Here is a 13,056-nt window from a genome sequence, read left to right as displayed (position 1 = left end):
GATCATTTTGCCGGAATGTGGCAATATTCGTAGTTTTCCGACCCCGTCGCGTGCAGGATTGCGGTAGTTTGCTCATCCAGCAGTCTCAGCGGGTCATCGATGGCATATCCGGTACCGGAGAATGAAGCCGAGCGGCTTGCCGAACTGCATGCCCTTGAGATTATGGATTCCGGCCCCTCGGTGGCGCTGGAAGGCGTGTGCCTGCTCAGCCGCATGGTGCTGAACGTGCCGACGGCCTGCATCGGCCTCGTCGACCGCGAGCGGCAGCTCTTCAAGGCCAAGTCCGGCTGGGATGCCGACGGCACCTCGCGCGAGCATTCATTCAGCGCCTGGACCATCATGTCGCCGGACGTGCTGGTGGTGCCGGACGCCTCGAAGGACCCGCGCTTTCGCGACAACATCTATGTCACCGGCGAGCCCCATATACGGTTCTATGTCGGCGCCCCGATCGCGCTGCGCGCCGGCCTCAATATCGGCTCGCTCTGTATCTTCGGCCCCGAGCCGCGCCAGCTTTCCGCCGCCGAGGTGGAGCTGGTCGGCCGTCTCGCCCAGATTGTCACCGACCAGTTCCGCTTTCATGAAGCGACGCGGCGCACCAAGCGCGAGCTGGAGCACCGGCGCACGAGCCAGAACCTGCTGGAGATTCAGAGCCGGGAGTTGTGGCGGCGCCAGACCCTGCTGGCGCAGACCGAACGGCTGGCGCGGGTCGGCGGCTGGGAGTTCGACATCGCCAACAATCGGCTCACCTGGTCGGACGGTATGTTCAGCATCTACGGCCTGACGCCGGGCCGCGAGCCTTCCGCCGACATCGCGCTCTCGCATTTTCCGGTCGAGGCGCGCCACCAGTTCCAGCGCAAGCTTGAGCACGCGCTGCGCACCCGCGAGCCGTTCGAGCTGGAGCTGCCCTTCGTCGATGCGCAGGGACGCCATCGCATCGTGCGCAAGACCTGCGAGGTCGAGGTCGAGGACGACAAGGTGGTGCGCGCCTTCGGCATCCTCCAGGACGTGACCGAGCAGAAGGAATCCGAGCAGCGCATGTGGCGCATGGCCAACCATGACGCCCTGACCGGCCTGCCCAATCGCGGGCTGATGCGTGAGAAGCTGGAAGCGGCCCTGCGCCGGGCCAGGCGTTCGGGCAAGCATGTCGGCGTGCTGCTGATCGACATCGACCAGTTCAAGGACGTCAACGACACGCTCGGCCACGATGCCGGCGATGCCCTGCTGATCGAGGCCGCCGGACGGCTGAGCTGCAGCGTCAGCGAGGTCGATGTCGTGGCCCGGCTCGGCGGCGACGAGTTCATCGTGCTGCTGTCACGGATCGAGAATCCGACGGACGGGCTTCTGGTGGCGCAGCGCGTGCTGGCGGTGCTGAACAAGACCTTCGTCTATCGCCGCACCTCGCTGTCCTGCCGCAGCAGTATCGGCGTCGCCATCTCTCCCGATCATGGCACCGATCCGTCCACGCTGCTGAAGAACGCCGATATCGCGCTGTACCGCGCGAAGTCATCCGGCCGCGGGGTCGCGGTGGAATACAATTCGCGCATGCAGCAGGCGACCGAGAACCGCGTCCAGCTCGCCGAGCGCGTGCGGCTCGCCCTGCAGAGGGGCGAGTTCACGCCCTATTATCAGCCGAAGGTCTCGCTTTCGACCGGCGCCATTGTCGGATTCGAGGCGCTGCTGCGCTGGCGCCATCCAAGGAAGGGGCTGCTCGGGCCGCAGGAGTTCGGGCAGGCGTTCGAGGATCCCCACCTGGCGCTGCTGATGGGCGAGCGGCTCCTCGAAGTCGTCATGCGCGATATGAGGGCATGGGAGGCTTCGGGCTGCGATTTCGGCCATGTCGCCATCAATGTGAGCTCAGCGGAGTTCGCGCGCGGCGAGCTGCCCGAGCGTGTGCTTTCCGCGCTCGACGCCGCCGGCCTGCCGCCCGAACGCCTGACCGTCGAGGTCACCGAGACCGTATTCCTCGGCCGCGGCAACGAGGTGGTGCGCCAGAGCCTGCGCGCCCTGAATGCCGCCGGGGTGCGCATCGATCTGGATGATTTCGGCACCGGCTACGCCTCGCTGACCCACCTCAAGCAATTCCCGGTCGACCGCATCAAGATCGACCGTTCCTTCGTCCACGACATCGAGCACGACATCGACGACGCCGCCATCGTGCGCGCGGTGATCCATCTCGGGCGCAGCCTCGGCATCCAGACCGTGGCCGAAGGCGTCGAGAACGAGGCGCAGGCAGCCTATCTGCGCGACAACGGCTGCGACCACGGCCAGGGCTATCTCTATTCGCAGGCCATGCCGGCCTCGCGGGTGCCCGGCTTCATCCGCAACTGGAGCGCGGAGCGCGCCACGGGTCGCGGGCCGGTGCAGCAGGTGGCCGAATAGCGCAGCTTCACGGCCGGCTTATGCGCGCGTCGCGCTTTTCGCGCGCGTCGCATCTGGTATGTTCCGCCCGCTTTCGAAAGGGCGGCCGCATGATCTCGCGAACAGGTACGCATAACAGGCGGGTCTCGCCGCTCGCCGCGCCCGGCCGGCTGCGGGCGGCCGACCGCATCCTTGCCTTGTTTGATGCCTGTTCGCAGAGCAACCTGCGGGCCTGCCTGTTCCTCGTCGGCCTGTCGCTCATCGCCTTCCTGCCGGGCCTGTTCGCGATTCCCGTCGTGGATCGCGACGAAGCCCGCACCGCGCAGATCTCCCGGCAGATGGTCGAGGGTGGTGGCCTCACCGAGACGCGCCTTGGCATCGAGGCGCGCCACACCCGCCCGTTCGGCTTCTACTGGCTGCAGGCGGGCGTGGTCGCGATCGGCGAGGCGGTGGCCGGCGAAAGCGCCGTCCATGCCATCGCGCTGTATCGGCTTCCCTCGCTGGCCGCCGGGATCGGTGCGGTTCTGCTTACATTCTGGGCAGCACTTGCCTTCGTGCGCCGCCGTGCCGCTCTGCTGGCGGCGACGCTGCTCGCCTCCAGCGCCGCCATCGGCGTCGCGGCCCGGCTCGCCGTGCCGGATGCGATGCTGGTCGCGGCGGTGGCGGCGATGATGGGGGCCTTCGCCCGGGTCTATGTCGGCCCCGGCGGCGAGAATGTCGGCCGCCCGCCGCTGCCGGCCGCGATCGATCGCCCGCTGGCGACCATCTTCTGGGGCGGGCTCATCGTGGCGCTGATGTCCAAGGGGGCGCTGGCGCCGCTTTATATCGCCGCGCCGCTCGTCGCGCTGGCGGCGGCCGACCGCTCCTTCAAGCTGCTGCGCCCGCTCGCGCCGCTTCAGGGACTGGCGGTGTGCCTCGTGCTGGCGGTGATCTGGTTCGCGCTGCGGCGCTGGACCGGGACGGATAGCGCCGCCGAGACCGCCCAGCGCATCCTGACCGGCCGCGTCGCGCCGTTCTTCCCGGGATTCACCGCCTGGCCCGGCGGCTATCTGTTGATGTTCTGGGGACTGTTCTGGCCGGCGGCGCCGCTGGCGGCACTGGCCGGAACGATCATCTGGAAGGCACGGCGGCTGCGCGCGGTGCGCTGCCTTCTCGCCTTCGTGCTGCCGGTCTGGCTGATTCTCGAACTCTACCCGACCAAGATCCCCGTCCTCGTGCTTCCGACCTTCCCGGCGATCGCGATCCTGATCGCGCTGGCGGTCGAACGCGGGGCGCTGGTGCTTGCAAATATGCGGTTGGTGCGACTGCTGTGGCTGTGGCCGGTGATCGGCGCGCTGATCGCGGTGCTGGCGCTGCTCGGGCTGGCGATCTTCGACCGCACCACCAGCGTGCTGGCCTGGCCGCTGCTGCTGCTCGGCTTCTTCGCTCTGGTGATCGCCGCCGGCTCGGTGCGCGATTACGGCATCGAGAAGGCCACGCTGCTCGCGGTGGCGGGCATGCTGGTCTCGGGCTTCGGGGTGATGCAACTCATCGTGCCGAACCTGCAGAGCATCTGGGTCTCGCCGCGCCTTGCCGAGGCGGCGAGCGCGGAAACCTGCGCGCGGCAGGGGCAGCCGATCGCGATCGGCAGCGCCGGCTTCAACGAGCCGAGCCTGATGCTGCTGGCGCCGGGGCCGGTGCGCTTCCTCGACGGGGCGGCGGCGGCCGACTTCCTTCAGGAGGGCGGCTGCCGGGCGGTGTTCGTGGAGCGCCGGCAGGAAATGCGCTTCGTGCGCCGCGCCGAGGCGCTGGGGCTGCGGGTGGAGCGCGGAGCCGACATTCCCGGCTTCGACTACAATGAAGGCCGCCGGGTGCGCATCTCGCTGTATCGCCGGGCGAATTAGCCGGCGGCGACGCGCGCCAGATGCTCCAGCCCCTGGGCGAGGTCGTCGATCAGGTCGTCGACATTCTCCAGCCCGATATGCAGCCGGACCGCCGGGCCGCCCGGCTGCCAGCGCGTGGCGGTGCGGTAGGTCGAGCAGTCGAAGGGGATGGCAAGGCTCTCAAACCCGCCCCAGCTATAGCCGAGCCCGAACAGCCGGAGGCTGTCGAGGAAGGCATCCACCGCCGCCTTCGGCACCGGCTTGAGGATGATGCTGAACAGGCCGGACGATCCTGAGAAGTCCCGGCGCCAGATCGCGTGGCCGGGATCGTCCTCCAGCGCGGGATGCATCACGCGCAGCACTTCGGGGCGCGCCGCCAGCCACTGCGCCACCTTCAGCGCGGCGGTCTGGTGATGGGCGAGGCGCACCGCCATGGTGCGCAGGCCGCGCGTGGCGAGGAACGCGTCTTCCGGCGCCACCGTGATGCCGAGATCGCCATGGGTGAGCTTGATCTTGCGGAACACCGGATCGGTGGCCGAGACCGTACCGATGTTGAGGTCGGAATGGCCGCCGAGATATTTGGTGCCGGCCTGGATCGCGACATCGACACCGGCATCGTGGGGCCGGAAGAACAGCGGCGTCGCCCAGGTGTTGTCGATCAGCGTGGTGAGGGAGTGGCGGCGGGCGACCTCGACGATGGCCGGCACGTCCTGCATCTCGAAGGACTGCGAGCCCGGCGATTCCATGAAGATGGCGCGGGTGTTGGGCCGGATCAGCGCCTCAATGCCGGCGCCGGCCAGCGGATCGTAATAGCTGGTCTCGATGCCGTAGCGTCGGAGCACAGCGTCGCACACCCGGCGTGTGGGCTGATAGGCGGTGTCGACCATCAGGAGATGATCGCCGGCTTCCAGCACCGAGAGCAGCGCGACGCTGATCGCCGACAGCCCCGAGGGGGTCAGCACCACGCCGGCGCCGCCTTCGAGGTCGGTCAGCGCCTGCTCCAGCGCCTCCACGGAGGGATTGCCGCGCCGGCCATAGCTGTAGCGCCCGGTATGGGCTTCGAGATCGGCGACGGTGGGCGAGAGAACGGTGGAGCCGCGCACGATGGGCGTGTTCACGAAGCCGTCAAAGCGTTGCGGATCGCGTCCGCCATTGACGATCCGTGTCTCCACCGCAAAAGCGTGATTTTCGCCGTTCTTAGGTTGTCCTGCCATCACCGCACCATGCCGAGTCATGCCATATCGTCGCCATTGGCCGCGTCACCCGGCGCGCCGTCAAGCGCTTGACCGTACATGAATAGGGCGTTCTGATGACGTTAGGTCTGGCGAGGCGGGTCTACACATGCCGCAGGCTGTGCGTCAGACGAAGGAAGCATGTTCTGCCACTCGACGAATTGTCCAAGCGGCATGCTTATTGCCTTGCTTTTCCACCCGTGCCGTTCGCGCCGCGCGAACGGGGCGACCAATCAAAACCGAATGAACGAAGGCAGCTAACATGAAACGCCTCCTTTCCACATTTGCCCTCGCCGGCGCCTTCGGCCTCAGTGCCTTCGGCGCACAGGCGGCCACGCTCGATCAGGTCAAGGCCAAGGGCTTCGTCCAGTGCGGCGTCAGCCAGGGCCTGCCCGGCTTCTCGAACCCCAACGACAAGGGCGAGTGGACCGGCCTCGATGTGGATTTCTGCCGCGCCGTGGCCGCTGCCGTGCTCGGCGATGCCACCAAGGTGAAGTTCACCCCGCTCTCCGCCAAGGACCGCTTCACCGCGCTGCAGTCCGGCGACATCGACATCCTGTCGCGCAACACCACCTGGACCATCTCGCGCGACACCTCGCTCGGCCTGAACTTCACCGGCGTCACCTATTATGACGGCCAGGGCTTCCTGATCCGCAAGGACAAGAACGTGAACTCGGCGCTTGAGCTCTCCGGCGCCTCGGTCTGCACCCAGACCGGCACCACGACCGAGCAGAACGTCGCGGACTTCTTCCGCGCCAACAAGATGGAATACGAAGTGATCGCGTTCGCGACCGCCGACGAGACCATCAAGGCCTATGATTCCGGCCGCTGCGACGTCTACACCACGGACCGTTCGGGCCTCGCGGCTGAACGCCTCAAACTGACGAACCCGGACGATCACATCGTCCTGTCCGAGATCATCTCCAAGGAGCCGCTCGGCCCGGTCGTGCGCCATGGCGACGACCAGTGGTTCGACATCGTGAAGTGGGCGCTGTTCGCCCAGGTCAACGCCGAGGAACTCGGCATCACCTCCAAGAACGTCGACGACATGCTGAAGTCCGAGAACCCGGAAGTGAAGCGCATCGTCGGCACCGAGGGCAAGTTCGGCGAAGGCCTCGGCATCGGTAACGACTGGGCGTTCCAGATCGTCAAGCAGGTCGGCAATTACGGCGAGATGTACGACCGTAACGTCGGTCCCGACACCCCCCTCAAGCTGGCGCGCGGCACCAATGCGCTGTGGTCGAAGGGCGGCCTCCAGTACGCCCCGCCGATCCGCTGATCCGGTCGTCGCGCTCCCGCCCTCCGGCGGGGGCGCGACCTCCATCGTGGCGCGAAGCGGGCCTCAGCCGGCACAAGACCGGACCGTTTCCCGTCGCACATGAGGGAATAAGCCTCGAACCGAGGCGAGGGGGACCATGGCTGACCTTGCGCAGGCGACCACGACACGGTCGCGGACATCTTTCATCAACGACCCGAAGATCCGAAGCATCCTGTTCCAGCTCGCGGCGCTGATCATCATCGTGGTGCTCGGCTGGGACTTCATCCAGAATGCCCAGGAAAACCTGAAGGCGCAGAACATCGCCACCGGCTTCGGGTTCATGGAGAACACTGCCGGTTTCGGCATCAGCCAGACGCTGATCCCCTATAGCGAATCCTCGACCTATGGCCGCGCCTTCCTGGTGGGCGTGCTGAACACGCTGCTGGTCGCCGTGGTCGGCATCTTCATCGCCACCATCATCGGGCTTCTGGTCGGCGTGGGTCGCCTTTCCAAGAATTTCGTGGTCCGGCTGCTGTCCAGCGTCTATGTCGAACTGCTGCGCAACCTGCCGCCGCTGTTCCAGATCCTGTTCTGGTATCTCGCCGTGCTGAGCGCGCTGCCCAACCCGCGCCAGAGCATCTCGCTGTTCGGCGAGGCCTATCTCTCCAATCGCGGCTTCATCGTGCCGCGCCCGATCTTCGCCGACGGCAGCGGCTATGTGCTGTGGGCGTTAGGTCTCGCCATCGTGCTCGCGGTGTTCGTCTCCTCCTGGTCGAAGAACCGGCTGGAGGAAACCGGCCGTCCGCTGCCGACCTTCTGGATGAATGTCGGCCTCATCGTCGGCCTGCCGCTGATCGCGATGGTGCTCACCGGCTTCCCGGTAACCTTCGAGGTGCCCGAGCTCAAGGGCTTCAACTTCGCCGGCGGCGTGCGTATCATCCCGGAATTCATCGCGCTGACCGTCGCGCTCGCCACCTACACCGCGGCGTTCATCGCCGAGAACGTGCGCGCAGGCATCATGGCGGTGAGCCACGGCCAGACCGAGGCGGCGCATTCGCTCGGGCTGCGGTCCAGCCAGACGCTGCGGCTGGTGGTGATCCCGCAGGCGATGCGGGTGATCATTCCCCCGCTCACCAGCCAATATCTCAACCTCACCAAGAACTCCTCGCTCGCCGTCGCCATCGGCTATCCCGACCTCGTGGCCGTGTTCGCCGGCACCACGCTGAACCAGACCGGGCAGGCGATCGAGATCATCGCGATCACCATGGGCGTCTACCTGCTGATTTCGATCATCACCTCCGTCATCATGAACGCCTACAACAAGCGCGTCGCGCTGGTCGAACGGTGAGGAGCGCGCGATGAGCCTGACCTTCGACGACGGAACCTTCATCCGCGGCGAGATGCAAACCCCGCTGCCGCCGCCGAGGCGGAATATCGGCGCGGTCGCCTGGATGCGGGAGAACCTGTTCTCCGGCATCGTCAACACCCTGCTCACGCTGTTCGGCATCGCGCTCCTGGTGCTGGTGGTGCCGCCGGTGGTGCGCTTCCTGTTCATCGACGCGGTATGGGAGGGCCAGAACCGCGAAGCCTGCCTCGGCCCGGAGGTCGGCGCCTGCTGGCCCTTCATCAAGGCGAAGTTCGCCCAGCTGATCTACGGTTTCTACCCGGCCGACCAGCGCTGGCGGGTGGACATCGTGTTCGCGCTCGGCGCGGTGCTGCTGGTGCCGCTGCTGGTGCTGGACTGGCCGATGAAGCGGCTGAACTCGTTCCTGTTCTTCGCGGTCTACCCGGTGGTGGCCTTCGTGCTGCTCACCGGCGGCAATATCGACCTCTCGAACTTCATGCTCGGCCATGCCGGGGTGATCCCGTTTCTGTCGGGCACCGGCACGGTTCTCGGGCTGAACCTCGGCTTCTGGCTGGATTATGTGCTGACGGCGGCGCTGTTCTGCGCCATTGCCGGCGGCATCGTCGGCCTGCTCGGCGGCAGCGCGATGAGCGCGGTGCGCGGCGTCGGCATGTTCTTCGTCGGACTCGGCTTCATCATCCTGGCGTGGGATATCGATTTCGGCCTGCAGAAGGTGGAGACCCGCTCCTGGGGCGGCCTGCTGGTGACACTGGTGATCGCGGTGACCGGCATCGTCACCTCGATGCCGCTCGGCATCCTGCTAGCGCTCGGCCGGCGCTCGCACATGCCGATCGTGCGGCTGCTCTCGGTGATCTTCATCGAGTTCTGGCGCGGCGTGCCGCTGATCACGGTGCTGTTCTTCGCGACCTACATGCTGCCGCTGTTCCTGCCCTCGGGCGTGAACCCGGACGGGCTGCTGCGCGCGCTGGTCGGCGTGGCGCTGTTCTCGGCGGCCTACATGGCCGAGGTGATCCGCGGCGGCCTGCAGGCCATCCCGAAGGGCCAGTATGAGGGCGCCATGTCCATGGGCCTCAGCTGGTGGCAGATGATGCGCCTCATCATCCTGCCGCAGGCGCTGACCCTGGTCATTCCCGGCATCGTGAACAGCTTCATCAGCCTGTTCAAGGACACGACGCTGGTGCTGATCGTCTCGATCTTCGACTTCCTCGGCCAGCTTCGCGCCGCCTTCACCGACCCCAACTGGGCGACGCCGGTGACGCTCTACACCGGCTTCGCCTTTGCCGGCATCGTCTATTTCCTCTTCTGCTTCGGCATGTCGCGCTATTCCCTGTTCGTGGAGCGGCGGCTGAACACTTCCCACAGACACTGAACGACGGAGAGTCCCATGTCCGAGCCCCATTCGATCGTCGCCAGCGACGAACTCCCCGCCGTTCACACCCCGCCCATGCGCGAGATCGCAGTGGAGCTGGTCGGCGTGCACAAATGGTACGGCGAATTCCACGTCCTGAAGGACATCAACCTGCGCGTCCATCGCGGCGAACGCATCGTCATCTGCGGGCCGTCGGGTTCGGGCAAGTCGACCATGATCCGCTGCATCAACCGGCTGGAGGAACACCAGCAGGGCTCGATCGTGGTAGACGGCATCGAGCTGACCAACGATCTCAAGCGCATCGACGAGATCCGCCGCGAGGTCGGCATGTGCTTCCAGCACTTCAACCTGTTCCCGCACCTCACCATTCTGGAGAACTGCACGCTGGCGCCGATCTGGGTCCGCAAGATGCCCAAGAAGGACGCCGAGGAACTGGCGATGCACTTCCTCAAGAAGGTGAAGATCCCCGAGCAGGCGGGCAAGTATCCCGGCCAGCTCTCGGGCGGTCAGCAGCAGCGCGTCGCCATCGCCCGCGCACTGTGCATGAAGCCGAAGATCATGCTGTTCGACGAGCCGACCTCGGCGCTCGACCCGGAAATGGTCAAGGAAGTGCTGGAGACCATGGTGAGCCTCGCCGAGGAGGGGATGACCATGCTGTGCGTGACCCACGAAATGGGCTTCGCGCGTCAGGTCGCCAACCGCGTGATCTTCATGGATGCCGGGCAGATCATCGAGATGAACGAGCCGAACGCGTTCTTCTCCAACCCGCAGCACGAGCGCACCAAGCTGTTCCTCAGCCAGATCCTGCACTGACGCGCGCGCCGAGCACTCTGCCGGGGAACCCGCCCCGCAGATCGGGCGGGAGAGCCGCCTTCCATCGACAGAAAAGGCCGGCTCGCATGTGCGGACCGGCCTTTTGCATGTCGGGTAGGTAGGTGGGGTCAGTCCGCCGGGCCGGTGGCGATCGGCTGGTCGGAGCCGCCCCACTCCGTCCACGAGCCGTCATAGAGCGCCTTGGGCGGGGTGCCGAGCGTGTCCAGCGCCAGCCAGAGGATGGCGGCGGTGACGCCGGAGCCGCAGCTGGTGATCACCGGCTGCTTGGGGTCGATGCCGGCGGCCGCGACGGCGGCGCGCAGCGTGTCGGCATCGGCGAGGCGGCCATTCTTCACCACCTCGGAGACCGGAAGGTTGCGCGCGCCGGGAATATGGCCCGAACGCAGCCCCGCACGCGGCTCCGGCACCTCGCCGCGGAAGCGTTCGGCGGCGCGGGCATCGAGAATCTGCGCCGAGCCGGTGGCGATGGTCTTCGCGACATCGGCGAGGCTTGCCACGCGGTCGCGGTCGAGCTTGGCGGGAAAGCTCGCGGGATAAATTCCCGGCTCGCCGGCCTCGACCGGGCGCCCCTCTTCCAGCCATTTGGGAAAGCCGCCATCGAGGATCTGCACGTCGACGGCGCCGAACACCTTGAGCGTCCACCACACGCGCGGCGCCGAGAACAGTCCGGCGGTGTCATAGACCACGATCTTCATGGTGCGACCAATGCCGAGCGCCTCCATCGCCGCGCGGAACAGCGTCTCGGAGGGCAGCATGTGCGGCAGCGGGCTCGACGTGTCGGAAATGGCGTCGAGGTCGAAGAACACCGCGCCGGGAATGTGCCGCTCCAGATATTCCGCCCGCCCGCTGCGGCCGGTCGCCGGCATGTGCCAGGAGCCGTCCACGATCACGAGGTTGGGCGCGCCGAGATGGTCGGCGAGCCATTCGGTGCTGACGAAGTGGGTATCGTAGGCCATCACTCTTGCTCCGGTTGGCGGCCACGCAGCCGCGGCTTTCAGGCGAAAGCCAGCCGCACGCGGCGATTCTGCTGGCCCTTCTTCTCGATCTTGGTCACCTGCACGGCGCCGATCTCACGGACATTGCGCACATGGGTGCCGCCGCAGGGCTGGAGGTCGAGCCCGTCGATCTTTACCAGCCGCACCCGGCCAGTTCCGCGCGGCGGCTTCACCGACATGGTCTTGACCAGGCCGGGATTGGCGTCGAGCTCGGCGTCGGTGATCCAGCTCTCGGTAACGTCAGCGCCGGTGGCGATCATCGCGTTCACCCTGGCGGTGATCTCGTCCTTGTCGAGCCCGGCATCGGGAATGTCGAAGTCGAGCCGGCTCTCGCTCTCGCCGATCGAGCCGCCGGTGACCGGATAGGGCAGGGCAACCGAGAGCAGATGCAGCGCGGTGTGCATGCGCATGCGCCGGTGGCGCACCGGCCAGTCCAGCCGCAGCGTGACCTGTTCGCCGATCTCCGGCAGCGCGCCGCCCGGCGCGGCGGGGACATGGATGATCTCGGCCTTGTCCGGCCCATAGACGGCGGTGGCGAGTGCGATCTCCGAGCCGTCGGCCCGCACCAGCACGCCGGTGTCGCCCGGCTGGCCGCCGGCAGTGGCGTAGAACACGGTCCGGTCGACGATCACGCCGCCTTCCGGCGTCAGGCCGGTCACCGTGGCGGCGGTCTCTGCCAGATAGGCGTCGTCGCGAAACAGCAGATGGGTGGCCATCACACCAGCACGCTCGGCAGCTCGATCCTGCACTCCAGCCAGCCGGGAACCGGCAGTCCCTTCTCGCGCAGGAATTCCGGGTTGAACAGCTTGGACTGATAGCGCGTGCCGAAATCGCAGAGAATGGTGACGATGGTGTGCCCCGGCCCGAGTTCCTTCGCGAGGCGGATGGCGCCGGCGACATTGATGCCGGACGAGCCGCCGAGGCACAGGCCCTCATGTTCCAGCAGGTCGAACACGATCTGCACCGCCTCGGCGTCAGGGATCTGGTAGGCGATGTCGATCGGCGCGCCTTCGAGATTGGCGGTGATGCGGCCTTGGCCGATGCCCTCGGTGATCGAGGAGCCCTCGGCCTTCAGCTCGCCGGTGGTGTAGTACGAATAGAGCGCGGCGCCGAAGGGGTCGGCGAGAGCGATCTTGATGCGGGCATTACGCTCCTTAAGAGCCATGGCGCAGCCCGCCAGCGTGCCGCCTGTGCCGACCGCGCTGACGAAGCCGTCGATCTCGCCCTCGGTCTGCTCCCAGATCTCCGGGCCGGTGGTCTCGATATGCGCCTGCCGGTTGGCGACATTGTCGAACTGGTTGGCCCAGACCGCCCCGTTCGGCTCGGTCTTGGCCAGCGCCTCGGCGAGGCGGCCGGAGACCTTCACGTAATTGTTCGGGTTGGCGTAGGCGACGGCAGGCACCTCGACCAGCGCGGCGCCGGCGAGGCGCAGCATGTCCTTCTTTTCCTGGCTCTGCGTCTCGGGAATAACGATCACCGAGCGGAAGCCGAGCGCGTTGCCGACCAGCGCGAGGCCGATGCCGGTGTTGCCGGCCGTGCCCTCGACGATGACGCCGCCGGGCTTGAGCTGGCCCTTGGCCACCGCGTCCTTGATGATGAACAGCGCGGCGCGATCTTTCACCGACTGGCCGGGATTGAGGAATTCCGCCTTGCCGAGAATGGTGCAGCCGGTCTGTTCCGAGGCGAGTTGCAGCTTGATGAGCGGCGTGTTGCCGATCGATTCGACGAGGCCGTTGCGGATGTCCATGGGATGACTTGGGTTCTGCGCGTTGCGAAAGGTCC

General features: G+C 66.8%; 11 protein-coding genes. 6 read left to right on the top strand and 5 right to left on the bottom strand.

The features are described from left to right. Positions 1 to 99: 99 nt before the first annotated feature. Together VRZ77_RS08365 and VRZ77_RS08360 are read left to right on the top strand one after the other, a co-directional pair. The gene (locus tag VRZ77_RS08365) at positions 100 to 2,379 is read left to right on the top strand and encodes a putative bifunctional diguanylate cyclase/phosphodiesterase (protein WP_414592212.1); all 2,280 of its coding nucleotides are present in this window, start codon (positions 100 to 102) and stop codon (positions 2,377 to 2,379) included. An 89-nt stretch (positions 2,380 to 2,468) separates the two neighbouring features. After that, positions 2,469 to 4,241 (top strand): ArnT family glycosyltransferase, encoded by a 1,773-nt coding sequence (locus tag VRZ77_RS08360; RefSeq protein ID WP_414592211.1) that lies wholly within the window; start codon positions 2,469 to 2,471, stop codon positions 4,239 to 4,241. Here the strand turns inward: VRZ77_RS08360 and metC are convergent. Both metC and VRZ77_RS08350 read right to left on the bottom strand, forming a co-directional pair. Next, on the bottom strand, positions 4,238 to 5,434 hold the full coding sequence (gene metC / locus VRZ77_RS08355) for a cystathionine beta-lyase (RefSeq protein ID WP_414592210.1): 1,197 nt from the start codon (positions 5,432 to 5,434) through the stop codon (positions 4,238 to 4,240). The two genes, VRZ77_RS08360 and metC, sit on opposite strands and share 4 nt — an antisense overlap. A 144-nt stretch (positions 5,435 to 5,578) precedes the next feature. Then, the gene (locus tag VRZ77_RS08350; protein ID WP_414592209.1) at positions 5,579 to 5,716 is read right to left on the bottom strand and encodes a hypothetical protein; all 138 of its coding nucleotides are present in this window, start codon (positions 5,714 to 5,716) and stop codon (positions 5,579 to 5,581) included. Between VRZ77_RS08350 and VRZ77_RS08345 the strand changes: the two genes are divergently transcribed. From VRZ77_RS08345 to VRZ77_RS08330, 4 genes are all read left to right on the top strand, one after another. Beyond that, positions 5,715 to 6,731, top strand: coding sequence for an amino acid ABC transporter substrate-binding protein (locus VRZ77_RS08345; protein ID WP_414592208.1), 1,017 nt, complete (start codon positions 5,715 to 5,717; stop codon positions 6,729 to 6,731). The two genes, VRZ77_RS08350 and VRZ77_RS08345, sit on opposite strands and share 2 nt — an antisense overlap. 136 nt (positions 6,732 to 6,867) lie before the next feature. Continuing rightward, positions 6,868 to 8,058, top strand: a complete 1,191-nt coding sequence (locus tag VRZ77_RS08340; RefSeq protein WP_414592207.1) for an amino acid ABC transporter permease — start codon at positions 6,868 to 6,870, stop codon at positions 8,056 to 8,058. A gap of 10 nt (positions 8,059 to 8,068) precedes the next feature. Beyond that, positions 8,069 to 9,445 (top strand): amino acid ABC transporter permease, encoded by a 1,377-nt coding sequence (locus VRZ77_RS08335; protein ID WP_414592206.1) that lies wholly within the window; start codon positions 8,069 to 8,071, stop codon positions 9,443 to 9,445. A gap of 75 nt (positions 9,446 to 9,520) precedes the next feature. Further along, positions 9,521 to 10,258 (top strand): amino acid ABC transporter ATP-binding protein, encoded by a 738-nt coding sequence (locus tag VRZ77_RS08330; protein ID WP_414592272.1) that lies wholly within the window; start codon positions 9,521 to 9,523, stop codon positions 10,256 to 10,258. 128 nt (positions 10,259 to 10,386) lie between these two features. Here the strand turns inward: VRZ77_RS08330 and sseA are convergent, their stop codons facing one another. The 3 genes from sseA to VRZ77_RS08315 are packed head-to-tail and all read right to left on the bottom strand — an operon-like array spanning position 10,387 to position 13,021. Beyond that, positions 10,387 to 11,235 carry a 3-mercaptopyruvate sulfurtransferase gene (gene sseA, locus VRZ77_RS08325; protein WP_414592205.1) on the bottom strand — a complete coding sequence of 283 codons (849 nt, stop codon included), beginning with the start codon at positions 11,233 to 11,235 and terminating at the stop codon, positions 10,387 to 10,389. Between the two features lie 38 nt (positions 11,236 to 11,273). Next, the gene (locus tag VRZ77_RS08320; protein ID WP_414592204.1) at positions 11,274 to 11,990 is read right to left on the bottom strand and encodes an alanyl-tRNA editing protein; all 717 of its coding nucleotides are present in this window, start codon (positions 11,988 to 11,990) and stop codon (positions 11,274 to 11,276) included. After that, entirely contained in the window at positions 11,990 to 13,021 is a 1,032-nt protein-coding gene (locus VRZ77_RS08315; RefSeq protein WP_414592203.1) for a cysteine synthase A, read from the bottom strand. The genes VRZ77_RS08320 and VRZ77_RS08315 overlap by 1 nt, the downstream gene beginning before the upstream one ends. Positions 13,022 to 13,056 lie beyond the last annotated feature (35 nt).

Origin of the sequence: Ancylobacter sp. G4_0304 (assembly GCF_047501495.1) — a bacterium.
GTDB lineage: Bacteria > Pseudomonadota > Alphaproteobacteria > Rhizobiales > Xanthobacteraceae > Ancylobacter.
The sequence above is the reverse complement of the archived record's forward strand: the minus strand, read 5'-3'. Positions and strand labels throughout refer to the sequence as shown.

Bases quoted from the DNA above. Each gene is read 5' to 3' on its own strand.
- VRZ77_RS08330 (WP_414592272.1), top strand. From the start codon at position 9,521: ATGCGCGAGATCGCAGTGGAGCTGGTCGGCGTGCACAAATGGTACGGC.
- VRZ77_RS08345 (WP_414592208.1), top strand. From the start codon at position 5,715: ATGAAACGCCTCCTTTCCACATTTGCCCTCGCCGGCGCCTTCGGCCTC.
- VRZ77_RS08315 (WP_414592203.1), bottom strand. From the start codon at position 13,021: ATGGACATCCGCAACGGCCTCGTCGAATCGATCGGCAACACGCCGCTC.
- VRZ77_RS08320 (WP_414592204.1), bottom strand. From the start codon at position 11,990: ATGGCCACCCATCTGCTGTTTCGCGACGACGCCTATCTGGCAGAGACC.
- metC (WP_414592210.1), bottom strand. From the start codon at position 5,434: ATGGCAGGACAACCTAAGAACGGCGAAAATCACGCTTTTGCGGTGGAG.
- VRZ77_RS08360 (WP_414592211.1), top strand. From the start codon at position 2,469: ATGATCTCGCGAACAGGTACGCATAACAGGCGGGTCTCGCCGCTCGCC.
- VRZ77_RS08365 (WP_414592212.1), top strand. From the start codon at position 100: ATGGCATATCCGGTACCGGAGAATGAAGCCGAGCGGCTTGCCGAACTG.
- VRZ77_RS08350 (WP_414592209.1), bottom strand. From the start codon at position 5,716: ATGTTAGCTGCCTTCGTTCATTCGGTTTTGATTGGTCGCCCCGTTCGC.
- VRZ77_RS08335 (WP_414592206.1), top strand. From the start codon at position 8,069: ATGAGCCTGACCTTCGACGACGGAACCTTCATCCGCGGCGAGATGCAA.
- sseA (WP_414592205.1), bottom strand. From the start codon at position 11,235: ATGGCCTACGATACCCACTTCGTCAGCACCGAATGGCTCGCCGACCAT.
- VRZ77_RS08340 (WP_414592207.1), top strand. From the start codon at position 6,868: ATGGCTGACCTTGCGCAGGCGACCACGACACGGTCGCGGACATCTTTC.